Source organism: Streptomyces sp. NPDC051740, assembly GCF_044453165.1.
Classification (GTDB): Bacteria; Actinomycetota; Actinomycetes; order Streptomycetales; family Streptomycetaceae; genus Streptomyces; species Streptomyces atrovirens.
The window spans coordinates 106,229-131,151 of the sequence record NZ_JBITCL010000002.1; the positions used below are offsets into that span (position 1 = coordinate 106,229).

The window sequence follows — 24,923 nt, forward strand, 5'->3', positions numbered from 1 at the left end:
CCCCGTCCAGCGTGACCCGGTCCGTCGGGCCACGCCAGACATGTGGTGAGCTTTCACCACATCGGGGAAGACGCGTCGGGTGGGTGACGTACGCGCGCTACGCCCGGCAGGGGTGATGCGCCCGTGTGCGCCTAGTACCTCAGCCCGTGCCCGACCGGGTACAGCACCGCCGCCGGGTCGTCCGCCCGCTGCACCGGCACCGGCAGCGTGCCGCGCGGGTCCGCCTTGCCCGCGATCACCCGTGCCGCCGCCCGCAGCTCGACGTCGGTCCAGGAGTACGTCGCCAGATACGCCGCCACGCCGGGCAGATGGGCCACGTCGTACGGGTTGCGGACCGCGACCGCGACCACCGGCCTCCCCGTCGCCAGCAGTTGCTCGACCAGCGTCTTCTGGCTGCCGGCCGCCGTGACGTTGTACGTCCCCACGACGACCGCGTCCGCGTCCCGGGCCGCCTCCACCGCCTTGGCGATGGTGGCGGCGGACGGTGCGGTGCCGGTGGACAGGGCGGTGGCGGTGAAGCCCAGCTCGGTCAGGGCGTCCGCGAGGACACCGGTCGGCGGTCCCGTCGTACCGGACGGGGAGGCCGGGTCGGCGCCGACCACCAGCAGCTTCTGCTGCCTGCGCCGGGACAGCGGCAGCAGGCCGCCCTCGTTGACCAGCAGGGTGGTGGTGCGCTCGGCGATCCGGTCGGCGGCGGCCAGGTGCGCGCGGGTGCCGACGGTGCGGTCGACTCCGGCGTGCGAGACGTACGGGTCCTCGAACAGGCCCAGCCCCGCCTTCAGCCGCAGCACCCGCAGGACCGACTCGTCGAGCCGGTCCTCGGTCAGTTCGCCGTCGCGTACGGCGTTCAGCACCGCGTTCCAGGCGACGTCCAGGGAGGGCGGGTTGAGCAACTGGTCCACGCCCGCCTTCAGCGCCAGCACCGGCACCCGGTCGTCGCCGTACTTCGTGCGGACGCCCTCCATGCCGAGGGAGTCGGTGACCACGACCCCGTCGTAGCCGAGTTCCTCGCGCAGGATGCCGGTGAGGATGGGGCGGGAGAGCGTGGCCGGGTCCTCGGAGGCGTCGAGGGCCGGGACGACGATGTGCGCGGTCATGATGGAGTCGATGCCCGCGGCGACGGAGGCCCGGAACGGAGGAGCGTCCAGCTCCTCCCACTCCTCGCGGGTGTGGTGGATGTACGGCAGTTCGGCGTGGCTGTCGGTGACCGTGTCGCCGTGTCCGGGGAAGTGCTTGGCCGTCGAGGCGACGCGGGACGACTCGTAGCCCTCGACCTCCGCCGCGACGAGGCCCGCGACGGCCTCCGGGTCGGAGCCGAAGGAGCGGACGCCGATGACGGGGTTGGCCGGATCGACGTTGACGTCGGCCACGGGGGAGTAGTTCTGGCGGATGCCCAGCGCGCGCAGTTCGGCGCCCGCGATCCGGCCGAGGGTGCGGGCGTCGGAACGGGAGCCGCCCGCGCCGACGGCCATCGCGCCGGGGAACAGGGTGGCGGGTTCGCCCACGCGGGCCACGATGCCGTGCTCCTGGTCGGTGGAGATCAGCACGGGCAGCCCGCGCGGCAGACCGAGGGACGCCTTCTGGATGCCGTTGGACAGGTCCGCGATCTGGTGCGGGTCGCGGGTGTTGTGCGCCCAGGCGAAGTAGATGATGCCGCCGACCCGGTACTCGGCCAGCAGTTCGGCGGCCGTGCGGACGCCGATCTCCTCCAGGTTGGCGTCGGCGTCGGCCTGGTCCGGGTCGGTGGCGGAGTGGCCGTAGACCCGCATCACGAAGAGCTGGCCGACCTTCTCCTCCAGCGTCATGCGGGAGATGAGGGCGCGCAGCCTTCTGTCGTCGTGCGCGGACCGGCCGGTGGCCGCGTGGACGGTGCCGCCGGCCGCGAGGGCGGTGGTGGCGCCCGCCGTCGCGGCGAGGACGGTACGTCTGGACGGACGTGCGGTGCTTCCCGTGCTTCCGGTGCTGCTGTCGGGCACGTGCGCTCCTTTGGAAGGTGATCCGCGGGGACCGGGGATCCACTGAAGGACATCCTTGAAGGAAACTGCCAGGAGGTCACCAATATCCGGGAAGTTTCTGCCAGTCAAGGGAATGCGCAGCAACCGGGCGGGACCCGCAGGACCTGGAGGGCTCGGGGGCCTGGGGCCCCGGGGCCTGGGGCCGTCATCGGCGCGACGGGAGGGGGCGCGCCGATGACGGCGTGCTGCCGGCCACGGTACGGCGGAGAGGGTCGGTCAGCGATCGCAGCCGGCAGCGAGGGCCGACACCGCACCACGGAGACTCGTCCGGCAGCCTGCACATGGGACGGACGGAGGAGGGGACGGGTTCCCCGGCCGGACCGGATTCCCCGAAACCGGGACCGGGGGTGCGGACGGGGTCAGCGGGGCGAGTGCGCCGACACCTCGGGCCAGTGCCCGCACAGCGTGCGGACGGTCTCCGCGATCGCCGGACGGCGGGCCGCCCCGGTGCGCCACAGCGCGTACAGCCGTCGTACGGGCATCGGGTCGAGCGGTACCTCCACCACGCCGGCGGGCAGCGGACCGCGCCCCAGCCGGGGGATCAGCGCGATGCCGAGCCCGGCCGCGACCAGGGCGACCAGGGTCGGGTTCTCGTCGGCCTGATGGACGATCTCCGGCTCGTGCCCGGCCGCGCGCAGGGTGCGCACCAGCCACTCGTGACAGACCCGCCCCGGCGGCTGGCAGATCCACCGCTCACCGCCCAGCTCCTCCCGCCGTACCGCCGTACGCCCCGCGAAGGGGTGGTCCTCGGGCACCAGCAGATCGCACAGGTCGTTCCCGATGACCGCCTGCTCCACGCCCGCCGGGGCGGGCAGCGGCGCGATGTCCCAGTCGTGCGCGACGACGAGGTCGACCGCGCCCTTGGCGACCAGGTCCACGGAGAGATGCGGGTCGATCTCGGTGAGCCGCGTGTCGAGCGCGGGGTGCCGGCGCGCCAGGTCGGCCAGGACGGGCGGCATCAGCCCGCGGGCCGCCGACGCGAACGCGGCGATGGTCAGCCGCCCGGCCGGCACCCCGCGCCGCTCCTCCAGCTCGGTCTCCGCCCGCTCCACGATGGCGAGCAGCTCCCGCGCGGTACGCACCAGTTGATGCGCCTCGTCGGTCAGCCGTACGCCCCGGCCCTCCCGCTCCAGCAGCACCGTCCGCGTCTCCCGCTCCAGCTTGGCGATCTGCTGGGAGACGGCGGACGAGGTGTAGCCGAGCGCCACGGCGGCGGCACCTACGGTGCCGTGGACGGAGACGGCGTGCAGGGCGCGCAGCCGCTGGAGGTCGAGCATGACGGCTCCCCGATCGGTTAGCGGTGCTTCATCCAACCATGCAGGAATCATCGCTGGTGCTGAAGTGTGGTGGGCGGTGATCCTCGACGTATGCGACCTTCCCACCTGTTCCTCGCCGTCCTCGTCACCGCCGTGTGGGGAGTGAACTTCACCGTCATCGAGGTCGGGCTCGACCACTTCCCGCCGCTGCTCTTCTCCGCCCTGCGCTTCCTGGCGGCGGCGCTGCCCGCGGTGTTCCTCGTGGGGCGGCCCAAGGTGGCGTGGAAGTGGATCGTGGGGGTGGGGCTCGCACTGGGGGTGGCCAAGTTCGGGCTGCTGTTCGTCGGCATGGACGCGGGGATGCCGGGCGGGCTGTCCTCGCTGGTGCTCCAGATCCAGGCGGTGTTCACGGCCCTGTTCGCCTTCGCGCTCCTCGGCGAACGCCCATCGCGCGTACGGCTGGTGGGCATGGCGGTGGCGCTGGCCGGGATCGGCGTGGCGGCGGTCGACGAGGGCACCTCCGGACCGCTGCTCGGCTTCGCCCTGGTCGTCGCGGCGGCGGCCTGCTGGGGCGTCTCCAACATCCTCACCCGCAAGGCCGCACCCCCGGACGCCCTGAACTTCATGATCTGGGTGAGTACGGTGCCGGTGCTGCCGCTGCTGGGCCTCTCCCTGCTGCTGGAGGGCCCGTCACGGGACCTGGACGCCCTGCGCGGCCTGGACTGGGCGGGCGCGGGCACGGTGCTCTTCGTCGCCTGGGTCGCCACGGTGTTCGGCTTCGGCGCCTGGGGCTGGCTGCTGCGCCGCCACCCCGCCTCCACGGTCGCGCCCTTCTCCCTGCTCGTCCCGGTCTTCGGCATGTCGTCGGCCGCGCTGTTCCTGGGCGAGTCGGTGACCCCGCTGCGGTGGTGCGCGGCGGCACTGCTGGTGGGCGGGGTGGCACTGGCATCGGTGACGCTACGGCGGCCCGGGGCGGTGCCGGCGGTGAAACCCGTTCGACGGGCGGAGGTCCGTACGGAAGACTCCCCGGTCGGCGGATGAGGAAGATCGGGAGACCGGGAGACCGCACATGGGTTTTGTTCTGGAGGGACCGGTCCTCGAGGGCACGTCGGTGCGCCTGGAACCACTGGAGCACCGGCACACGGCCGACCTCGCGCTGGCCGCGGAGGAGAACCGGGACACCTACGCCTACACCTGGGTGCCCAGGGCCGACGAGGTCGGCGCGTACATCGACGCGCAGCTCGCCCGCGCGGCGACCGGCCGCCTCGCCCCCTACGCGCAGATCTCCCTCGCCACGGGACGCGCGGTGGGCGCCACCGCGTACTGGGAGCCCCGTTCCTGGCTGAACGAGGACCGGCTCGACGCGATCGAGGTCGGCTTCACGTGGCTCGCCGGCTCGGCCCAGGGCACGGGCCTCAACGCCGAGTCCAAACTCCTGCTCTTCGGCCACGCCTTCGAGGGGTGGGGGGTGTCCCGCGTCGACCTGAAGACGGACGCCCGCAACACCCGCTCCCGCACCGCGATCGAACGCACCGGCGCCCGCTTCGAGGGCGTCCTGCGCAACTGGTCCCGCTCCTGGGCCCCGGGCGAGGAGGGCCGCCTGCGCGACTCGGCGATCTACTCGATCACGACGCAGGACTGGCCGGAGGTCCGCCACGGACTGGAACAGAGGGTTTCGGAACACGCCGGGGAGCGGAGCGCCCTTTAGGGGCGCGGGGAACTGCGCGGAAAGGGGCGCGGGGAACTGCGCGGAAAGGGGCGCGGGGAACTGCGCGGAAAGGGGCGTGGGGAACTGCGCGGAAAGGGGCGCGGGGAACTGCGCGAACAACCCCCACGCACCCGCACCCGCCCCACAAGGCTCCCGCCCCGAGTTCTCGCCCCCCGCAGGGGGTCGGTCATGCCGAGTGGGACCCCTCCCGCAACTCCGGCGTACTCGTACCGACATACACCACCGCCACCACACACAACACCCCGCCCACCACCAGCGCCGCCGTCCCGGACGTCGCCCCGGCCACCAACCCCGCCCGCATATTGCCGAGGTGCGGGCCCGCCTGCCCGACGATCTGCTCCGCGGCCGTGACCCGCCCCAGCAGCGCGTCAGGCGTACGGGTCTGCACGATCGTGGTACGGGAGAGCACCGACAGCGCGTCGGCCCCACCGGCCACGACCAGCAGCCCCAGGCCGACCCAGGGGCTGCTCATGACCCCGAACGAGGCCAGCGCGGCACCCCACACACCGGCACCGCACAGCATCACGAGGCCGGGACGGCCCAGGTGGGTCACCGCCCCGGACAGCGCCGACGCCAGCACGCCGCCGATCGCGATCGCCGACAGGAACAGGCCCAGCGTGCGCGGATCGCCGCCGAACCGTTCGTCGTTGATCAGCGGGAACAGGCTGGCCGGCATCGCCAGGACGGTGGCGGCGAGGTCGGTGACGAGCGCGCCGCGCACCACCCGGTGGCCGGCCAGGAAGCGCAACCCGTCCAGCACCCCGTGCAGCCCCGCGCGGGACGGCTCGCCCTCGGGCGGCAGCGCGGGCAGACCGAACGCGCCGTAGAAGGACAGCAGGAAACTCAGCGCGTCGAGCAGATAGCAGACGCCGATGCCGAACCAGCCGAGCAACAGACCCCCGAGCGCGGGTCCGAGGAACATCATCGCCTGACCGGTGACCTGGTAGAGCGCGAGTCCGGAGGCCACCTGCTCCTTGGGCAGCAGCCGGGGCACGAACACACCGGCCGCCGGACCGCCGACCGCCGCGCAGGCGGACTGGGCGGCGACCAGGGCGAGCACACCGCCCACCGGCACGTTCCCGGTGAACCCCTGGACCGCCAGCAGCAGCGAGCAGACCGCCTGGCCGACCGTCGCGGCCAGGAAGATCCGGCGCCGGTCGCCCCGGTCGGCCCAGGCCCCGGCGAACAGCCCGAAGCAGACCAGTGGCAGCGCCTGCGCGAGCCCCACCGCGCCGCTCCAGGCCGCGCTGTGCGTCATCTCCCAGACCTGGTACATGACGGTGACCATGGTCATGAAGCCGCCGAGGAGGGACACCGTCCGCCCGATCAGCAGGCGCCTGAAGACCGGTGAGGTACGCAGGGGACGCACGTCGATCAGCGTGCGGGACAGGCTCACGAGGGCAGGGCGACGGGGCGGGGCACGGGCTGGGGCACGGCGGGGACGTTATCCGGCCGCCGCCCGCCCCGGCCAGTGGGTTTTCCGTCCGGTCAGGCCGACTCGCTGAGCAGCCGGGCCAGGTGCTCCCGGCCGGGGGTGAGCAGGCCGGGCAGCGGGGCGGCGTCGGCGTACCAGCGCTTCTCGTACTCCCAGCAGAGCCAGCCGTCCCAGCCGTGCCGGGAGAGGATCTCCACGCAGTCGGTCAGCGGGAGGACGCCGGCGCCGAGCGGGAGCGGGGTCGTGTCGTCGGCGGAGGCGATGTCCTTGACCTGGACGTAGCCGAGGTGCGGGGAGAGGGCCGCGTAGCTCTCGGCGGGCTGTTCGCCGCCGAGCCAGGTGTGCATCACGTCCCACAGCGCGCCCACCTGACGGTGGCCGACCAGGCCGAGGACCCGCATCGCGTCGGCGCCGGTGCGGTGCGAGTCGTGGGTCTCCAGCAGGATCCGTACGCCCAGGTCGGCGGCGTACTCGGCGGCCGTGCCCAGCCGGCGGGCGGCCGTCGCGTCCGCCTCCTCGGGGCTCTGCCCGGTGCCGCCGCCGGGGAGGACGCGGACGAAGGGGGCACCGAGGTCCCGGGCGAGGTCGAGGAGGGCGCGGATCTCGGCGAGGACGGGTTCGTCCTCGCCGGGCGCGGCGACCCGGGCGTACCCGGCGAGCCCCAGGATCTCGATGCCGGCCGCCTTGAACTCGGCGGCCACGTCGGCACGTTCGGCGGGGCCGAGCCCCGGATGGACGGGTTCCTCGGGGTGGGCGCGCAGCTCCACGCCGTGATAGCCGTGCGCGGTCGCGAGGGCCAGCACGTCGGTGAGGGGCAGCCCGGGGACGCCGAGGGTGGAGAACGCCAGCTTCATGAAAACGGACCCTACCCGCGAGGGACCGGACCGACTCCTCTCCCTCGCCCTGGTGTCGGCGTCCGCGCCCGCGCGGCGGAGCCGCACATTGATGCAGCCCCGCGCCCCTGGGAGGTTTCCGGTCGGGTGCGGGCCCGGTGGGGGTTTGTCGCGCAGTTCCCCGCGCCCCTGGGGTTGCCCCTGCCGACGCCGCAGAGGCCCCGGCAAGCACCCCCCCACGGGCCCGCACTCGACAACGCACCCCTCTAGGGGCGCGGGGAACTGCGCGAAAACCCCCCACGGGCCCGCACCGGCGGTGCAGACCCCGGACCGAGGTCCGATCAACCCCGCGGCCCCGCCGTGGACCCCCGCACCATCAACTCCCCCCGCACCGCCGCGATCCCCCCGTGCGGCGCCTCCTCCCGTCCCATGGCGATCCGCCCCGCACGGGCCCCCGCCTCCGCCAACGGCAACCGCACCGTCGTCAGCGCCGGCACCGCGTCGATGCTGAACGGCAGGTCGTCGAACCCGGCCACCGACACATCGTCCGGAATCCGCAGCCCCGAGTCCCGCAGCGCCGCGCACGCCCCCAGCGCGACGGAGTCGTTCGCCGCGACCACGGCCGTCAACGACGGATCACGCCGCAGGAGTTCGAGCGTCGCCTCGTACCCCGACCGCCGGTCGTACCGGCCGTGCACGGTCCACCGGGGATCCTCCTCGATGCCGTGCGCGGCCAGCGCGTCCCGGTGGCCCTCGAGCCGGTGCCGTGTCGTGGTCCGCTCCAGGGGCCCCGCGATGTACCCCAGCCGCCGGTGTCCCAGCCCGATCAGGTGTTCGGTGAGTTCCCGCCCGCCGCCCCGGTTGTCGAAGGTCAGCGCGATCGCCCCGGTCTCCACCGCCGGCGGCCGGCCGCACAGCACCACCCGGGTCCCGGCGTTCGCCAGTTTCCGCAGCTTCGCGTCCATGGCCGCCTTGTGCGGCGCGTCCTCGATCGCGCCACCGGTCAGCACCACCGCCGCCGCCCGCTGCCGCTGGAGCAGGGTGAGATAGGTCAGTTCGCGTTCGGGCGAGCCGCCCGTGTTGCACACGACCGCGAGTCTCTCCCCGCCGGCGCGCCCGCCCGGCCCGCCGATCTCCGCCTGGATCGCGCTCGCCATGATCCCGAAGAACGGGTCGGCGATGTCGTTCACCAGGATGCCCACCAGGTCGGAGGTGGCGGCGGCCAGCGCGCTCGCGGGACCGTTGAGGACGTAGTCCAGCTCGTCCACGGCCTTCAGCACCCGTTCGCGGGTGGACGCGGCCACGGGGTAGTTCCCGTTGAGCACGCGCGACACCGTCGCGGGGGAGACCTGTGCCCGTGCCGCCACGTCCGCCAGGGTCACCGTCATGTCTCGTCCTCCGCCTCGCGCGTTCGCCGTACGCCGTCGTACACATCCACGCCCACACCCGTGGTTCCGAGCAGACCCTACGGCCATCCGCGCGGTTGTTCGCCCCCTCGAACAACTCGGCTCCGCCGTGGTCTTGTCCACACCGCCGTTCAGAGGCTAGCTTCTCTCTACATAGAAAGCGCTTGCTGTCACGCTCACCAGTGGGCGTACGCGGCGCGAACCGCGTACGAAGGGAATGACGTGACACGCAAGACGGTGCGTATCGCCATGAACGGTGTGACCGGGCGCATGGGCTACCGCCAGCACCTCGTCCGCTCCATCCTGGCCCTGCGCGAGCAGGGTGGCCTCGACCTCGGTGACGGCACCGTGCTGTGGCCGGAGCCGATCCTGGTCGGCCGGCGGGAGCACGCGCTGAAGGCGCTGGCCGAACGGCACGGACTCGAGCACATCTCGACGGACGTGGACGCCGTCCTCGCCGACGACAGCGTCGACATCTACTTCGACGCCCAGGTGACCTCGGCCCGCGAGGAGGCGATCAAGAAGGCGATCGCGGCCGGCAAGCACATCTACACCGAGAAGCCGACCGCCACCGGCCTCGACGGCGCCCTGGAACTCGCCCGCCTGGCGAACGCGGCCGGCATCAAGCACGGCGTCGTCCAGGACAAGCTCTTCCTCCCCGGCCTGCTCAAGCTGAAGCGCCTCATCGACGGCGGCTTCTTCGGCCGCATCCTCTCCGTGCGCGGCGAGTTCGGCTACTGGGTCTTCGAGGGCGACTGGCAGGACGCGCAGCGCCCGTCCTGGAACTACCGCAGCGAGGACGGCGGCGGCATCGTCGTCGACATGTTCCCGCACTGGGAGTACGTGCTGCACGAGCTGTTCGGCCGCGTGAAGTCCGTACAGGCCCTCACCGCCACCCACATCCCGCAGCGCTGGGACGAGAACGGCAAGCCCTACGACGCCACCGCCGACGACGCCGCCTACGGCGTCTTCGAACTGGACGGCGGCGCCATCGCCCAGATCAACTCCTCCTGGGCGGTCCGCGTCAACCGCGACGAACTGGTCGAGTTCCAGGTCGACGGCACCGAGGGCTCGGCCGTCGCCGGCCTGCGCAACTGCCGCGTCCAGCACCGCTCCGCCACCCCCAAGCCGGTCTGGAACCCGGACATCCCCGCCACCGAGGTCTTCCGCGACCAGTGGCAGGAGGTCCCGGACAACGGCGAGTTCGACAACGGCTTCAAGGCCCAGTGGGAGCTGTTCCTGCGCCACGTCTACGCCGACGCCCCCTACCACTGGGACCTGCTGGCCGGCGCCCGCGGCGTCCAGCTCGCCGAGCTGGGCCTGAAGTCCTCGGCCGAGGGCCGCCGCCTCGACGTGCCGGAGGTCACGCTGTGACCCTCCACCTGCCCGACGCGAACGGCACCCTGCGCGCCTACGAGCCCCGCACCGAGCCCCTCGCCGTCACTCCGGGAAGCGCTTTCACCTCCCGTACGGTCTTCTCGGCGGCGCACGTCGTCGCCGACCCGTACGCGGACGTGTCACCCGACTCACCGGCCGCCGTCGACTGGGACGCCACCCTCGCCTTCCGCCGCCACCTGTGGTCGCACGGTCTGGGCGTCGCCGAGGCCATGGACACCGCGCAGCGCGGCATGGGCCTGGACTGGGCGGGCGCGGCCGAGCTGATCCGCCGCTCCGCCGCCGAGGCGAAGGCCGTCGGCGGCCGCATCGCCTGCGGCGTGGGCACCGACCAGCTCACCGGCGGCACCCTCGCCGAGGTCCGCGCGGCCTACGAGGAACAGCTCGCGGTCGTCGAGGAGTCCGGCGCGCAGGCCATCCTGATGGCGTCCCGCGCGCTGGCCGCGACGGCGAAGAGCCCGGACGACTACCTGGAGGTCTACGGCCACCTGCTCCGCCAGGCCGCCGAGCCCGTGGTCCTGCACTGGCTGGGCCCGATGTTCGACCCGGCCCTCGACGGCTACTGGGGCTCGTCCGACCTCGACGCGGCCACCGACACCTTCCTGGAGGTGATCGCCGCCCACCCCGACAAGGTCGACGGCATCAAGGTCTCCCTCCTCGACGCCCAGCGCGAGGTCGACCTGCGCCGCCGCCTCCCGCAGGGCGTGCGCTGCTACACCGGCGACGACTTCAACTACCCCGAGCTGATCGCCGGCGACGAGCAGGGCTTCAGCCACGCCCTGCTCGGCATCTTCGACCCGCTCGGCCCGCTGGCGGCGGAGGCGGTCCGCGTCCTCGACACCGGGAACACGGAGGGCTTCCGCGCCCTCCTCGACCCCACCGTCGAACTCTCCCGCCACCTCTTCCAGGCCCCCACCCGCTTCTACAAGACGGGCGTGGTCTTCCTGGCCTGGCTGGCCGGTCACCAGTCCCACTTCACGATGGTCGGCGGCCTGCAGTCGGCGCGTTCCCTGCCGCACTTCGCCCGCGCCTACGAACTCGCCGACGGCCTCGGCCTGTTCCCCGACCCCAAGCTCGCCGAGGAACGCATGAGGACCCTGCTGCACCTGTACGGAGTGACCCCATGAGCGCCGACCTCGCGCGTTTCAGCATCAACCAGATGACGGTCAGGCAGCTGTCGCTGCCGGAACTCGTCGACGCCTGCCGGGACCTGGGCGTACCGGGCGTGGGCCTGTGGCGCGAGCCCGTCCAGGCGTACGGCGTCGAGGCGGCCGCGAAACTGGTCCGTGACGCGGGCCTGGCGGTGACGACACTGTGCCGGGGCGGCTTCCTCACCGCGATCGACCCCGGCGAGCGGGCCGCCGCCCTGGCGGACAACCGCCGCGCCGTCGACGAGGCGGCCACGCTCGGCACCGACACCCTGGTCCTGGTCTCGGGCGGCCTCCCGGCCGGCTCCAAGGACCTGCGCGGCGCCCGTGAGCGCATCGCCGACGCGCTGGCCGAACTCGGCCCCTACGCCGAGGAACACGGGGTGAGACTGGCCATCGAGCCGCTGCACCCCATGTTCGCCTCCGACCGGTGCGTGGTCTCGACGCTCACCCAGGCCCTGGACATCGCGGAACGCTTCCCCGCCCACCAGGTCGGCGTCACGGTCGACACGTACCACATCTGGTGGGACGACCAGGCGCCCGCCCAGATCGCCCGCGCGGGCGCCCAGGGCCGCGTCCACACCTTCCAGCTCGCCGACTGGACCACCCCGCTGCCCGAGGGCGTCCTCAACGGCCGCGGCCAGATCGGCGACGGCGCGGTCGACATGCGGGAGTGGAAGGGCTACGTGGAGGCGGCCGGCTACACCGGCCCCATCGAGGTCGAACTCTTCAACGACGTGCTCTGGGCCCGCGACGGCCGCGAGGTCCTGGCGGAGACGGCGGCACGGTTCGTGGAGCACGCGGGCTAGGAGCCGCACGCGGCGATCCGGGTCCTGTGCGGGGCCCGGGTCCTGTCCGCGTGGCGTCCCGGGTCCTGTGCGGGGCCCGGGTCCTGTCCGCGTGGCGTCCCGGGTCCTGTGCGGGGCCCGGGTCGCCGCGCGCGGAGACGCGGGGCACGGGAGAAGCTCTGGGGAGAGGTCTTCCCGTGCCCTGTCGTCCCGCGCGGAGCGCACCGTCAGGCATCCGCCCCCGGCACACCGGCCCGCAGATGCGCCGCCAGGCGGTGCAGCTCGGCGAGGGCACCCGCGTCCGACCCGTCCCCCAGCGGGTAGTGCAGGGCCGGTTCGGACGCGGGCCCCAGGACGACGGGCCGTACCCCGACGGGCGGGCGACGGGCATGGGTGAGGCCGATGCCCCGTACGTCCCGCGCGCCCAGGGTGAAGGCGACCGGGACGGAAGGGGCCTGGAGCACGGGTCCCGTGGTGAGGTCACGGGAGGCCCGCCGCACCGAGGCCAGCATCGTCGTCAGGCCGTGCTCCGTGACGAGTATCTCGGCGAGCGGGGCGATCACCTCCAGGGGCGGTTCCTCGCCCTCCCCGTACCCGAGGACGAGCGTCACGTCCTGCTCGACCCCGGCCGTCGTCCGCGTGACCCGGATCCACGCCAGCGCGGGCCGGTCGGGGTGCCCCGTCACGATCAGATGGGTCGGCTCGGGGGCCCGGTCACGGGCCAGACCGGTCAGCCGACGCGGCGACCAGGGCAGGTTGACGGGCTCCGCGGTGCCCCAGCCGGCCGGCGCCGAGCCGGTGAGCGCGCGCCAGGCGGTCTCGAGCCCTTCGCCCAGGACGGCGTCCTCGTGTGCGGGGAGCGTCGTACGGAACGCCACGACGAGCTGTCGGTCACCCGACGGGGACGTCCGGCCGAACGCCTCGGCGACCGGGGCCGTGCCGTCCGCCCCGGGCACGGGCGCGAACGTCCCGTCCCGCCAGCGCAGCACCGCCCCGGACAGCCCGTCGTAGTAGCCCTGCTCCGGGTCCTGGACGACCCAGCGGTTGGGCACCTGGAGGAGGGTGGCACGGGCCGGGGCACTGAGCCGGACGTGCGGCGGGGTGACGATCTGCAGGGCACGGCCCGACCCGGAGGTGCCGCGCAGCACCTCGGAGAGCCAGGTGGTCAGGGCCAGGACCGGCCGGTCGGCCAGGACGACGGACGTGCTGTCGGTGAGGACGTCCACGACCGGCTGTCCGTCGTCCGGCGCGACGGCCGCGCGCACGTCCACGACCTCGGTGCTCGACGCCGGCCCGGGCCAGGTGCTGCCGCCCAGCAGCAGGGAGAGCCGCCCGCACACGGATCCCGCCAACCGCTCGGCCTCGGGCACGGCGCCGGAGGCCCGGACCTCGGTCCACCAGAACGGCACGGGCACGTCCCGTCCGAGCAACCGTTCGGCCTCCCCGGGGACCTGGACCAGCAGCGGGGCCTCCACGGACACGAGGGGCCTGCCGTCCGGGGCGCACAGCCGCAGCACGGCGCCTCCGGAGCCGGCGGTCACGCCCACCTCGGGGCCGCCCGCGTACAGGCCGGCCAACAGGGCCCAGGTGTCCGGCATCCTCGGGGTGAGGGCGATGACGTCCTTGGTCACGACCGCTCCTCTCCGGCTCCGGCCAGCGCGGTCTGGACGAGTCGGTGGTTCCGGCCGCGACGGACCAGGGTGCCGCGGCCGGGTGGCTGCCGGGAGGCGTACAGGCCGGGGAAGAGCTGCCCCTCGGTGCGGTCGCCGGTCATCACCAGGGCGGTGGCGCCCGTCTCGCGCAGTGTGGTCAGGAGCGGCTCGTACAGTGCGCGGGAGGCTCCCGCGGTGCGGCGCGCCAGCACGAAGTGCAGGCCGATGTCCTGCGCGGAGGACACGTACGGCAGGAAGGGCGCGAGGGGCTGTTGCCCGGCGGTGGTGAGGATGTCGTAGTCGTCGACGAGGATGACGATCCGCGGGCCCCGGAAGGCGGGTTCGCCGGTCTCGGGTGCGTCCGGGTCGGCGGTCTCCGGCATCCGCTTCCGCAGTTCGGCGGCGATGCCCGTGGAGAGGGCGGAGGCGAGCGTGGCGTTGTGGGCGTAGCCGCCCCGGTACGGTTCCGGGACGACGCCGCGCAGGCCGCGACGGGGGTCGAAGACACCGAAGACCAGCTCGTCGTCGGAGTACCGTTCGACGAGCCCGGCGACGATCAGCTTCAGCAGGTTCGTCTTGCCGCACTCGTTGTCGCCGAGGACCAGCAGGTGCTGGTCGTCGCCGAAGAGGTCGAGCAGCACGGGGGCGAGGGCGTCCTGGTCGAGGCCGACCGGTATCCGCCGCGGTTCGGCGGCCGGCGAGGGCAGCCGGGTCACCGGCAGCCGGGCCGGCAGCACCCGCACCGGGGCGGCGGGCTCGCCGTGCCAGGTGGCGCGGACCGTCCGGGCCGCCTCGTCCAGGGCCGGGCCCAGGTCACCGGTCGTGGGCGAGCCGTCGATACGGGGCAGGGCGGCCTGCGCGAACAGTTTGCCGTCGGTCAGCACCCGGCCGGGCACGTCCGGCGAGAGGGTCTCGGAGAGCTTGCGGTCGACGGAGGAGTCGGCGGGGTCGTTCAGGCGCAGCTCGACGCGGGTGCCGAAGAGCGACTGGGTGGCGATGCGGACGTCGTTCCAGCGCAGCATGCCCGCCACCACGTGGATGCCGTAGCCGCCGCCCCGCTTCAGCAGGTCGGCGACCGGCTCGTCGAGGTCGGCGAAGTCGTCGCGCAGCGCGCCGAAACCGTCGACCACGAGGACGACGTCGGTGGAGCCGAGCTGCGGCAGCCGACCCCGGGCGCGGAGCCGGCGGAGCTGGTCGACGGAGTCGATGCCGTGCTCGCGGAAGACCGTCTCGCGCTCGGTGAGCATGGCGCGCACCTCGGCGACCGTACGGGCCGCGCGTTCCCGGTCGGCCCGTCCGGCGATTCCGCCGACGTGCGGCAGGGCGGCCAGCGCCGACAGGCCGCCGCCGACCAGGTCCAGGCCGTACACGGCGACGTCGCGGGGCGTGTGGGTGACCGCCAGGGACAGCACGAGGGTCCGCAACAGCGTGGTCTTGCCGGACTGGGGGCCGCCGATCACGGCCACGTGACCGCCGGCCGTGGTCAGGTCCAGCACCCACTGGCCCTGCCACTGCCGGGCCGGGTCGTCGAGCACGCCGAGCGGCACCCGCATACCGTCCGTGGCACGCGCCAGGCGCAGCCCGTGCTCGGATACCCGGGCCGGTCCGGCGACCGCGTCCAGGGTGACGGCGTCCGGCAGCGGGGGCAGCCAGATACGGCGCACGGCGGGCGCGGCGCCGGCGAGCCGGCCGACCATCAGGGACAGGACGGCCGGGCCGGTCTCCCGACGGGGGGCGGCGGGTTCCTCCTCCGGCTCCTCGGTCCGTTCCGCGGTGTTGTACGCCGGGTAGGGCAGGGCGAGCGGTTCCTCGTCCCGCTGCTCGAGCACCGCGGGGCCGCGGTGGACGCCGGAGACGTACCCGGCCTTGAACCGTTCGTAGGTGGAGGTGTCGACCTTCAGATAGCCGAATCCGGGCAGGGGCGGCAGATGGAAGGCGTCGGTGGTGTCGAGGACCGTGCGGGACTCGTCGGCGGAGAAGGTGCGCAGGCCCAGCCGGTACGACAGGTAGGTGTCCAGGCCCTTGAGCCTGCCGCCCTCGATGCGCTGGCTGGACAGCAGCAGATGGACGCCGATGGAGCGGCCGATGCGTCCGATGGACAGGAACAGGTCGATGAAGTCCGGCTTGGCGGTGAGGAGTTCGCCGAACTCGTCGATGACGACGAACAGGTGCGGGAGCGGTTCGAGCTCCGGCCTCTCCGTCGCGCGCAGTGCGGCGTAGTGACCGATGTCGGCGACGTTCCCGGCGTCCTTCAGGACCTGTTGGCGGCGTTTGACCTCGCCGGCGAGGCTGGTGTGGACGCGTTCGACGAGCCCGGCCCGGTTCTCCAGATTGGTGATCATTCCGGCGGTGTGCGGGAGTTCGGCGAAGGGGGCGAACGTGGCGCCGCCCTTGTAGTCGATCAGGACGAGCGCCAGGTCCTCGGGGGAGTGGGTGGCGGCCAGGGCGAGGACGAGGGTGCGCAGGAGCTCGCTCTTGCCGGAACCGGTCGCGCCCACGCACAGCCCGTGCGGACCCATGCCGAGCTGGGACGACTCCTTCAGATCCAGCAGAACCGGCTCGTGCCGGTCCGTCAGTCCGATGGGCACGCGGAGGAAGTCCCGTTCGCTGCGGGGCTTCCACAGGGCGGGCAGATCGAGGTCGGCGGGGTCGGCGATGCCGAGGAGCGCGGGGAAGTCGACCGGCCCGGTGACGGGGCTTCCCTCGGCGACGGACTCCGGGGACAGCCGCAGCGGGGCCAGCAGCCGGGCGACACCCTCCGCCCCGGCCGCGGTGACCGGGTCGACGGTGCCCTCGGCGGCGGAACCGCGCAGGTCCTCGACGACCACCCGCTCGCCGTGGACGGTGATGCGCACGCTCACCTCGTCCGGCTCGTGGACCCGCTCCTGGAGGAGGTGCACCACGGTGACCCCCATGTCCGGCAGCCCGACCGCCGAGTCCGGGCGGGGGAGTTCGGCGGCCGGCTCGCCGTGGGCGTCGACGACCACCAGCAGCCGGTCCGCCAGCCGCAACGCGTTCCGGTCGGCCAGGCCACGCCGTACCTCCGCCGCGTACGCGGACCGCCGGCCCAGCTCGTGCCGCAGCCGTTCGGCCAGCTGCCGCAGCTCGGGCGCGATACGGCGGGCGGCCACCGGACCGTCGTGCGCCTGCGGATCCAGCACGTGGGGCAGCCACTTCGCCCATTCCCACTCGGTCAGCCGTTCGCCGGGCACGGCCAGGGCGAGCGCGACGTCGTCCGGAGCGTGCGTCACCGCGGTCTGCACCAGCAGCGCCCGGGCGACCCGCAGGACGTCCTCCCGGTCGCCGACGACGCTGACGTTCCCGGCGCGGTCCAGCGGCACCGTCAAGGGCACGTCGGCGGCCGTCGCGAACCGGCGTTGCAGGGCGCGCGCCTCGTTGAGCATGAACGGGTCCGGCGGCGTCAGCACCCCGCCGGCGCCGCTCCGCTGGATCGCCGGCTCCTGGACGGGTACGTCACCGAGACCGATTCGCACCCGCAGGAAGTCGGCGTCCCGGCGGCGCCGTTCCCACAACCGGGCGGGGTCCCGCACCAGGTCGTACAGCGCGTCCGGCGGCGGGTTCAGCTCCCGCTCCGCGTCCCGCAGCCGGCGTTCCGCGGCGCCGAGCTCCTCCCGCAGTTCCTCCAGGTACTCCAGGTAGCGCTCACGCTGCGTGCGCCGGGTGCGCTGCGCCTTGCCCCGCTGCGACAGGAACAGCGCCACCGCACCCAGCAGCGCGAAGACCAGCACGACCGCGCCCACCACCGCGAACCGGCTGTTGCGGACCACGGTCATCATGATCACGGAGCCCATGACGCCGGCCATCGGCAGCAGCGCGGTGGCCGCGTTGCCGATCTTCCCCTCGGGAAGGTTGGGCGGCGCCTCGACCGTACGGGGCCGGGCGGGTTCCGGGGGGCGGGTGCTGCGGGCTGGCCGGTGGACGATCTGCAGGGTCACGGGCGGACTTCTCCGGAGCGGGTCGTGACGGGAAAGGGGCGGAGCGGGTCGTGGCGGAGGAGGGGCGGGGCGGGCACGGGCCGGGGAGCACCGGCCGGATACTCAGCGCACCCTCACCGCGCGCTCCATCACCTCGGCGGCCAGCCGCAGGGCGGCCTGCCGCGTGGTGTGCGCCAGGAGGTCGGTGCGGATGGGGCCGCCACCGGCCAGATGACGGTCGTACGGCACGGTGACGACGGTGACACCGGCCTCCTTGAGGTGCCCGGCGGCCGTCTTGTCGTCGAGGAGCGTGTCGGGGGTGTTCGACACCAGCGCCACGACCGTCGTGGCCAGGGCGGAGTGCGGCAACCGGGCCAGCCAGTCCAGTACCTGGCGGGTGGCGCCGACGCCCTCCGCGGTGGCCGGCGCGACCACCACCCGGGCGTGCGCCGTGTCCATGGCCGTACGGGCCACCTCGCCGGGGAGCGTCTCGCAGTCGACCACGCTCACGGCGAAGTAGCGGCGCAGCGCCAGCGTCACCTTGCGGTACGACACCATGTCGAGCGGCGGACCGACCCGGCCCCGGCTCGCGGGCAGCAGCCAGCCGCCGTCCGACACCGGCACCAGGTAGCCGGTCACGTCCGTCAGTCGCATGGACGGGTGGAGGATCGGCGCGAGATCGGCGAGCGTCCAGCGCACCGCCTCCGCACCCATGCGCACCGGCAGGGTGCCCAGCGCGGCGTCCGCCTCCAGTGTGAGCACCGGGTCGTGCCGGTAGTGGTTGAGGGTGCGTCCGAGCAACGCGGAGACGGTGGACTTGCCGACGCCGCCACGGATGGAGGTGACGGCCACCACCCGGCCCGTGGTGACGGGCTGCTGCAACTCGCGGGCGATCCTGGTCTGTTCGGCGACGTCCCGGGTCACGGAGGAGGTGAGTTTGCGCAGGGCGCGCCCCGTGCGCCGGGTCACGGGGTCGCCGTGCGGGGGGCGTTTCAGGGCGAGGAGGAGACGGGGGTCGAGGGTGGGGGAGGACTCGGGGGCGGGGGCCGCGGGGAGGCGAGGGTCGCGGGCGGGGGCAGGGGCGGTGTGCGTCGCGGGCCGCTCCGGGGCCGGCTCGTCGGCGGCCCCCGCGCCGGACCTGAGGGCCGGGGACTCGGGGCCGCCCGGAGCGTCGGTCGGGCCGGACGCGTCACCGCCTGTGTCCGCCCCCGCTTCCGGCGCCGTGGCCGCGGGCTGCGGGGGTGCGGGGTGCACGAGCCGCAGCGCGGGCTCGCCGGGCCGGACGTCCGTACCCGGGTGGCCGCTCCCGGAGCCGCCGCCCAGCTCCCGCAGCACGTCCCGCTGCCAGTCGCCGCCACCGCCGTGTGCCGACGGCCGCTCCCGCCACTGGTCCCCCTGCTCCTGTGCCATGCCGCCGCGCCTCCTAGGCGAAGGTGTCGAGCAGTCGCCCGTACACACCGAACACGCCGACGAGCAGCGGGAGCAGCGCGATGACCCCCACCGATTCGAGCAGGTCACCGGCCCGCCGCAGCCGGACCCGCACATGCTCGGCCGGCTGCACGGCGAGCACGAGGAGCGGCAGGACCGCCAGCACGACGAGGACGGCCGACGGTGCCGCGGCCGAGGACCGCTCCGCCCACACCGTCAGCAACCGCACGACGACGCCCGCCGCGGCGGCCAGCAGCACGACCACCTCGGCGACCAGCGGAAACGCCCGGGCCCGCAGAGCCAGCACCACCGCTACGACCGCGGCCAGCGGCACCGTCCACACGGAGGGATCCCGCAGCGCCAGTACGGCGGCCACGGCGGCCGATCCGGCCACGGTGACCGTGGCGAGAACCAACCCGCGGTGGGCGGCGGCCAGGGCGGCGGACACCTGGTGGCGGCTGACGGAGATCCCCCCGGCCCGGCGGTCGTCGAGCCCCGAGAGCCCGGACGCCGTCAGCGCGAGCCGCGGCAGCATCCCGAGCACCACCACGCAGACGACGCCGAGCACGGCCCCGACACGGGCCTGCTGCTCCGCCGTCCCGGCGCCGGACTGCACGGCCACGACGGCCTCCCAGCCGACGGCGGTCACGGCCACGGCACCGGCGCCCACGACCCCGCCCCGCCCCAGCGGCGTGAACAGCCCGAGCAGGGCGAGGACCAGCACACCCACGGCGGCCACCCCGGCGAGCCGCAGGGCGCCCGCAGAGGAACCGCCGACGACGTCGACCAGGCTCCACACACCCGGCACACCGAGCGCGCCCGCGCCGCACAGCAGGGTCGCGGCCGGCCCGTGCCGGCGCAGCCGTCCCAGGACCGCGCCCGTGACCGCGGCCAGGCCGGCCGCGGCGAGCAGGGCACCGGCGACGGCCGTCCGGTCGTACTGCGCACGCGCGAACAGGGCGGCGACGACCATCCAGCCCACGCTCGCGGCACCCGCCGTGACCCGGCGCGCGGCCGGCCCCCACACCCATGCCCGATGACCGAGGTCCTCCGCCACCTCGTCGGTGACGTCGTGCACGACGGGGGCGGGCGGGGCGTCCTCCGCGCGGACGAGACGCAGCACGGCGCCGTCGCGGATGCCCGCCGTCTCCAGTGTGCTGTCGTGATCGAGCGCGGAGCCGTCCACCGTGACGAGGTGACGCGATGCGGGCCGCCCCGCCACACGGTCGTCCAGCAACCGCATGATCTCGGGCAGCAGCAGCCCGACCGGCTCCCGCGCCGGAAGCACCAGGTCGACGCGGCGCCGCTCACCGACGAGCGTGACCCGGCTCAACACCGTCGGCCCACCGGCCGTTTCCCTGCTCAAGGCCCCCGTAGACATCACGATCGCGAACCTATCACCGGCTCGTAGGACTGTCGGAGGGCGTGGAAACGCCAGGGGAGTACGGGCTCTGCCCGATCAGCCGGTGGGACACGAACGACCACCCCACGCACCCCGCGCACAGCACGGCCGCGATCACCACCCCGGCGACCGCCTTCCCCGTCCGCTCCTCCACGGCCCGCCGTTGCCGCTGCGCCCCGAACACCAGGGCGTCCCGCAACCGCCGTCGCCGCACGGAGACGGACTCGAGGAGCTGGCTGTCGTAGTCCTGAGCGGTCATACCGGTCACCTACCTCACGTGGGGAACTCGCCCAGCCAGCTGCGCTTGAGCAGGTTCTCGGGCAGGTACTCCGACTCGACCTCGACGGGCAGTCCGGCGTCGTGGGCGAGGCAGGCGAGGGCGAGGACGTCGAGGGGGATGTCACCGTCACTCGTCTCCCGGCGCTCCTCGTTCGCCGTCCAGTACTCCTTGTGCAGCTCGAGCGCCTGGGCCAGAGCCTCGTTGAACTGCTCGGCGTCCCGGCCGACGAAGCGGTAGAACAGATTGATCGGCGGATACAGGACCTTGAGCATCATCTCGCGGTCCATGAACCGCAGCCGGTCCGGGTCGGTCCCGTCGAACGCGGCGACCAGCTTCTCACCGAGTCCCGGCCGTTCCAGCCAGTACGTCTGGAGGGTGTCCACCCAGTGGTAGATGTACTCCTCGAAGACGGCGCCGGAGGCCCGCAGCGTCTCGACCGGCACCTCGCACAACTGGGTCATCCGCGCCTGGTCCCGGCAGACGACGGCCAGCCAGAAGGCTTCCAGCCAGGTACCGGCGTCGACGAAATGCGTGATCCCCACAGCGGGGATCGTCCGTACCTCGTGGCCGATCATGCACTCGACGGTGGAGCCCTCGGGAGCGGTCGCCGAGGCGAACAGGGCGGACCCGACCTGCATGGCCATGACCCAGGCTTCCCACGTCTCCAGTTTGTCCGCGGTGGGGTCGAGGGAGCACTGGAGCTTGGCGGTGTGCAAGGCACTGCTGAAGGTCATGCCAAAACTCTGAGGCCACTCCTCGAGCCGCCCGATGTCCTCGAGCGTGTCCTCGTTGAGTTCTTGTCTGAGTTCGTCGGGGTTCGGATGGCCGATTCCCTGCGCAGGTCGGGAGACGCGCGTCGGCATGAACTACTTCCTCATTTCGTGAGGTCGAACTGCTTCATTTCGTAGCCAGCGTACTTAGCCCCGTCGGGCTTGGCTTTCACGAGGACATAGTCCACCTTGCCCGCACCCAGCGCGGTTTTCAGGTCACGAGCCAAGGTGCGCTCAGCTCTGGCTTGATCGAGGTGACCATCCTTGCGGAGCTTCGCGGCCCTCTTTTCCATTTCCTTGAGAATGGTCTCGAAGTATTCTTTTGTCCCCTGTGTCACCAACCGTCCACTGTGCCCCTTGCGCACCCCGAGGGAGGCTTTCGTGGACCCCTTCGCCTCGACCACCACGTACCGGCCGTCCGTCGTCCGGTACACCTGGTCGAACCGGTTGTTGCCGAACGCCCCGTCGTCCAGGCGCACCGCACCCGCGTAGTGCTCCGGTATCGCGTGGTGTTCGGCCGCGTGCTCGCCGAGCAGTTCGCTCTGCCGGCCGGCGTCGCCGTGGAGCGGCGAGTGCGTTTTGTCGGCGAGATCCCTCGCGGCGGCCAGCTCGTCCGTGGGGTTGGCGGCATAGGCCTTCTCCGCGTCCTTGAGGACGTCCTCCGCCGCCTTGTCGGCCTTGATGGCCGCGTCCCGCTTGGCGGCCTGCTTGTTCAGGTCCTCAAGGACCTTGTCGGGGAGGTCCGATGCCTTGCCCTTGATGGGATCCGGGCGCACATAGTCCTCCTTGATCGCCGGAGGCATGTCACTCGCCGCGATCCACTTGGGCGGCGCGAGCGGGTTGCGCGTGAGCTGGGGTACGGCCTGGCCGTATCCGCCCTCGGCGGACGTGGAGCGCCGGTATCCGTTCTCGCGGTAGTGCTCCTTGAACCACTGGGGGTCGTTGTTGGCCCGCTCGACCTGCCGGCGCATGACCTCGCGTTCGGCATCCAGCGGATCGCGGCTGCCGGACGGCGATCCGCCGGAGCCGTCTCCGCCACCACCACCGCGACCGCCACCGGTCCCGCCGTGCTGGGCGGGAACCGAGCCGCTGTCGGCCCCGCCGCCCGCGTGCCCGTCACCACCCGCCGCATGCCCCCCGGTGTCGCGTGCGGGCACCGTGTCCGTGCCACGCGCCCCGGCGTGCTCGCCGGCGTGAGCGGTCGGTGCCGTGTTCCCGCCGGCCCGGCCCGTCGCGTCACCGCCGACGTGGGCCGCCGTCTCCCCGGCCGCGTGCACGCCTGCCCGCTCGCCCGCCCCGACGAGCACACCCTCCTCGTGCGGCAGGCTCCGCTCCAGCAGCTCCCGGTCCGCCGCCGACAGTTCCACCTTTGCCGGCGCCGCCGTGCCGTCCGCGCGGACGACCGAGCCGTCGTCCAGGTTCAGCCGGGTTCCGTCCGGCCACTCCACGACGTTGTCGCGGATGACCGGCGTGTCGTCGGCGACCCGGACCACGCTGCCGTCGGGCTGGACCCGTCCCGTTCCGGAGAGGACGTCGGCGTACGCGCCCGCGTGCACGCCCCGCAGACCGGCGAACAGGTCGGTGACCTTGACCGTGCCGAACGTGGCGGCCTTGCCGAGGTACGTCATCGGGTCGACCAACCGGGCCGTCTTGCCGAGCGCGCCGACCGTACGGGCCACCGCGCCGCCCTTCGCCGCCGCTCCGGCGCCTCCGGTGAAGACCGTCGTCAGGACGTTGAAGGTGACCGCGCCGCCCGCCCGCGCGGGGTTCTCGCCCCACTGGTCCCAGGCGACCAGCGCCTTGCCCGTCTCCTTGACCGCGTTGCGGGAGTCACGCAGGTAGGAGGGCAGCTTGTCCTCGGGCATCGCCCAGTAGGCGACGCCGACGACGGGCACCGCGGTGACGAGCACGCCGGTCGCGAGCTTGCCGAGCCCCTTCCATGCCTCGCCCGCGGCGTCCAGGCCGTCGAAGCCGACGAGGGTGCCGAGGCCCTGGATCGTGCCCCACACGCCGTCGACGACGAAGCCCTTGCCGAACTCCGTCAGCTGATGGCCCAGCCAGTCGAGCCCGTGCCGCTCCTTCTCCACGGTCCTGCCCCAGGGCAGTTCCTCGGACTGGTCCAGGAGGTCGGCGGTGAAGCCGTAGGTGCTGGTGCCGCGCTTCACCAGCCGTTGCCGGGCGCCGTCCTCGATGATCAGCGTCGAGCCGCCCACCAGCGCGGTGATCTTGTTGTGGCAGGAGATCTCCGCCAGCCAGAAGGCCTCCGCGGTGGCGTTGACGTCGTACACCAGGTCGTTGTTGAGCTGGACGTTGTCGTCGTCCTCACGCCAGTCGTCGTCCCCCGCGATCTGCTGACGGAAGGTTTCCGCACGCTGCTTGAGGCTCTTCAGTCTGGCCACGAGCGGCTGGATCTCCGTCTCGTACGAGCTGAGGGCCGCCGCCACCTTCTCCAGGTCGTCGGCGAACTCGTCGGCCCTGGCCGCCACCGGCGCCGTCGTGGCGAACAACTGCTCCGCCTCCGGCGCCGTGTAGCACGCCGACAACCCCTGGAAGCGGGTGTGCACGTCCGACCCCGACTGGCGGAAGACGAGGGCCTCCGCCGTCAGCAGCATGTGGTCCGTGCCCAGTTGCTCCAGGTCGCCGGTGAACTGCGGGATCTTCTGCGGTTCGATGAGGTCCGCGCTCACCGGCCCCCCTGCTGCCCACCCGCGCCCGGCAGGTCGATCTTCGGTTCCTTCAGCGCGTTCGCCTGGGCCTGCGCGGCCATCTCCAGGTCACCTTTGACGTAAGCGTTGGTCGCGCCGGCCGCCCCGTTGAGGGAGTTCGACGTGCGCACCGCGACGTACATCAGCTTCTCCTGGTAGGCGGTGAAGAACTCGCCCAGCGCCGCCGCGACCGGGCCCTGGACCCCGCTCCTCTCCACGCCACCCTGCTGGATCGTGCCGGCGGACTTCGCCGCGCTCGGCATGGTCTCCTGCAGGGCCTTCCCGGTGTCCGAGAGGCCCTCGGCCGCCTTGGCCGTCTCCGTGAGGACGTGCTGCACGCCCGACGGCGATATGTCCCACCCCGTCATGTGGATTCCCCGTACTCCCGTGTGCCGTCGTCCGCCGACGCGCCCGCGTCAGCCGATGTTGTCGACCGCCGCCCGCGCCCTCGCCATCGTCGACTGGGCCGTTCCGTCGTTCTCCTCGAGAGTCGTGCGCACCAGTTGGATGATGCTGCGCACCTCGTCGGCCGCGCGGTTCCAGCGCAGTTCCTTGCCGTGGTACTCCTCGGAGACCCCGTCGGCCTGGAAGTCGGCCATGGCGGCCTTCACGGCCCTGTCGCGGTCGGCCAGCACGCGCTCCAACTGCCCGACGATCCCCTGCAAGCCACCCTGCACCTCGCTCGACGCGCCGGTGTCGTAGGAGCGGCGGTCCAGATTCTGGCCCATCGTCAAAACCCCCTGTGG

The 24,923-nt window shown here is 73.2% G+C and carries 19 protein-coding genes; 5 read left to right on the top strand and 14 right to left on the bottom strand.

The annotated features are described in order from the left end of the window. Positions 1 to 131: 131 nt before the first annotated feature. The gene (locus tag ACIA6T_RS03580; protein ID WP_399444902.1) at positions 132 to 1,976 is read right to left on the bottom strand and encodes a glycoside hydrolase family 3 protein; all 1,845 of its coding nucleotides are present in this window, start codon (positions 1,974 to 1,976) and stop codon (positions 132 to 134) included. 398 nt (positions 1,977 to 2,374) lie between these two features. Continuing rightward, positions 2,375 to 3,292 carry a LysR family transcriptional regulator gene (locus ACIA6T_RS03585; protein ID WP_399444903.1) on the bottom strand — a complete coding sequence of 306 codons (918 nt, stop codon included), beginning with the start codon at positions 3,290 to 3,292 and terminating at the stop codon, positions 2,375 to 2,377. 90 nt (positions 3,293 to 3,382) lie between these two features. Between ACIA6T_RS03585 and ACIA6T_RS03590 the strand changes: the two genes are divergently transcribed. Together ACIA6T_RS03590 and ACIA6T_RS03595 are read left to right on the top strand one after the other, a co-directional pair. Next, positions 3,383 to 4,312: an EamA family transporter gene (locus tag ACIA6T_RS03590; RefSeq protein ID WP_399444904.1), complete on the top strand. Its 930-nt coding sequence runs from the start codon at positions 3,383 to 3,385 to the stop codon at positions 4,310 to 4,312. A 28-nt stretch (positions 4,313 to 4,340) separates the two neighbouring features. Continuing rightward, on the top strand, positions 4,341 to 4,979 hold the full coding sequence (locus ACIA6T_RS03595) for a GNAT family N-acetyltransferase (RefSeq protein WP_399444905.1): 639 nt from the start codon (positions 4,341 to 4,343) through the stop codon (positions 4,977 to 4,979). Positions 4,980 to 5,166: 187 nt separating this feature from the next. Here the strand turns inward: ACIA6T_RS03595 and ACIA6T_RS03600 are convergent, their stop codons facing one another. The 3 genes from ACIA6T_RS03600 to ACIA6T_RS03610 form a co-directional block, all read right to left on the bottom strand. Continuing rightward, entirely contained in the window at positions 5,167 to 6,396 is a 1,230-nt protein-coding gene (locus ACIA6T_RS03600) for an MFS transporter (protein ID WP_399444906.1), read from the bottom strand. 92 nt (positions 6,397 to 6,488) lie between these two features. Continuing rightward, positions 6,489 to 7,289, bottom strand: coding sequence for a sugar phosphate isomerase/epimerase family protein (locus ACIA6T_RS03605; protein ID WP_399444907.1), 801 nt, complete (start codon positions 7,287 to 7,289; stop codon positions 6,489 to 6,491). Positions 7,290 to 7,609: 320 nt separating this feature from the next. Then, the gene (locus ACIA6T_RS03610; protein ID WP_399444908.1) at positions 7,610 to 8,656 is read right to left on the bottom strand and encodes a LacI family DNA-binding transcriptional regulator; all 1,047 of its coding nucleotides are present in this window, start codon (positions 8,654 to 8,656) and stop codon (positions 7,610 to 7,612) included. A 240-nt stretch (positions 8,657 to 8,896) separates the two neighbouring features. On the opposite strand from ACIA6T_RS03610, the gene ACIA6T_RS03615 reads away from it, so the two are divergent. Genes ACIA6T_RS03615 through ACIA6T_RS03625 form a run of 3 tightly spaced genes read left to right on the top strand, consistent with a single transcriptional unit; the run spans position 8,897 to position 12,026 of the window. After that, positions 8,897 to 10,048, top strand: coding sequence for a Gfo/Idh/MocA family protein (locus ACIA6T_RS03615; RefSeq protein WP_385057671.1), 1,152 nt, complete (start codon positions 8,897 to 8,899; stop codon positions 10,046 to 10,048). Beyond that, entirely contained in the window at positions 10,045 to 11,196 is a 1,152-nt protein-coding gene (locus ACIA6T_RS03620; RefSeq protein ID WP_399444909.1) for a dihydrodipicolinate synthase family protein, read from the top strand. Before ACIA6T_RS03615 ends, ACIA6T_RS03620 begins: the two co-directional genes overlap by 4 nt. Then, positions 11,193 to 12,026, top strand: a complete 834-nt coding sequence (locus tag ACIA6T_RS03625; protein ID WP_399444910.1) for a sugar phosphate isomerase/epimerase family protein — start codon at positions 11,193 to 11,195, stop codon at positions 12,024 to 12,026. Before ACIA6T_RS03620 ends, ACIA6T_RS03625 begins: the two co-directional genes overlap by 4 nt. A 206-nt stretch (positions 12,027 to 12,232) precedes the next feature. Here ACIA6T_RS03625 and ACIA6T_RS03630 read toward each other — a convergent pair whose 3' ends face one another. From ACIA6T_RS03630 to ACIA6T_RS03670, 9 genes are all read right to left on the bottom strand, one after another. Further along, positions 12,233 to 13,636 (bottom strand): DUF6177 family protein, encoded by a 1,404-nt coding sequence (locus ACIA6T_RS03630; RefSeq protein ID WP_399444911.1) that lies wholly within the window; start codon positions 13,634 to 13,636, stop codon positions 12,233 to 12,235. Then, the gene (eccCa, locus tag ACIA6T_RS03635) at positions 13,633 to 17,613 is read right to left on the bottom strand and encodes a type VII secretion protein EccCa (RefSeq protein ID WP_399444912.1); all 3,981 of its coding nucleotides are present in this window, start codon (positions 17,611 to 17,613) and stop codon (positions 13,633 to 13,635) included. Before eccCa ends, ACIA6T_RS03630 begins: the two co-directional genes overlap by 4 nt. 102 nt (positions 17,614 to 17,715) lie before the next feature. Continuing rightward, positions 17,716 to 19,002, bottom strand: a complete 1,287-nt coding sequence (locus ACIA6T_RS03640; protein WP_399444913.1) for a hypothetical protein — start codon at positions 19,000 to 19,002, stop codon at positions 17,716 to 17,718. 13 nt (positions 19,003 to 19,015) lie between these two features. After that, positions 19,016 to 20,386, bottom strand: coding sequence for a type VII secretion integral membrane protein EccD (gene eccD / locus ACIA6T_RS03645; RefSeq protein WP_399444914.1), 1,371 nt, complete (start codon positions 20,384 to 20,386; stop codon positions 19,016 to 19,018). A gap of 31 nt (positions 20,387 to 20,417) precedes the next feature. Then, positions 20,418 to 20,681, bottom strand: a complete 264-nt coding sequence (locus tag ACIA6T_RS03650; RefSeq protein WP_399444915.1) for a hypothetical protein — start codon at positions 20,679 to 20,681, stop codon at positions 20,418 to 20,420. Positions 20,682 to 20,695: 14 nt separating this feature from the next. After that, positions 20,696 to 21,436 (bottom strand): immunity 49 family protein, encoded by a 741-nt coding sequence (locus tag ACIA6T_RS03655; RefSeq protein ID WP_399444916.1) that lies wholly within the window; start codon positions 21,434 to 21,436, stop codon positions 20,696 to 20,698. A gap of 140 nt (positions 21,437 to 21,576) precedes the next feature. Continuing rightward, complete coding sequence (locus ACIA6T_RS03660) at positions 21,577 to 24,159, bottom strand: hypothetical protein (protein ID WP_399444917.1); 2,583 nt, start codon at positions 24,157 to 24,159, stop codon at positions 21,577 to 21,579. Continuing rightward, on the bottom strand, positions 24,156 to 24,545 hold the full coding sequence (locus ACIA6T_RS03665) for a DUF6507 family protein (RefSeq protein ID WP_399444918.1): 390 nt from the start codon (positions 24,543 to 24,545) through the stop codon (positions 24,156 to 24,158). The genes ACIA6T_RS03660 and ACIA6T_RS03665 overlap by 4 nt, the downstream gene beginning before the upstream one ends. A 48-nt stretch (positions 24,546 to 24,593) precedes the next feature. Then, on the bottom strand, positions 24,594 to 24,905 hold the full coding sequence (locus ACIA6T_RS03670; protein WP_399444919.1) for a pore-forming ESAT-6 family protein: 312 nt from the start codon (positions 24,903 to 24,905) through the stop codon (positions 24,594 to 24,596). Positions 24,906 to 24,923 lie beyond the last annotated feature (18 nt).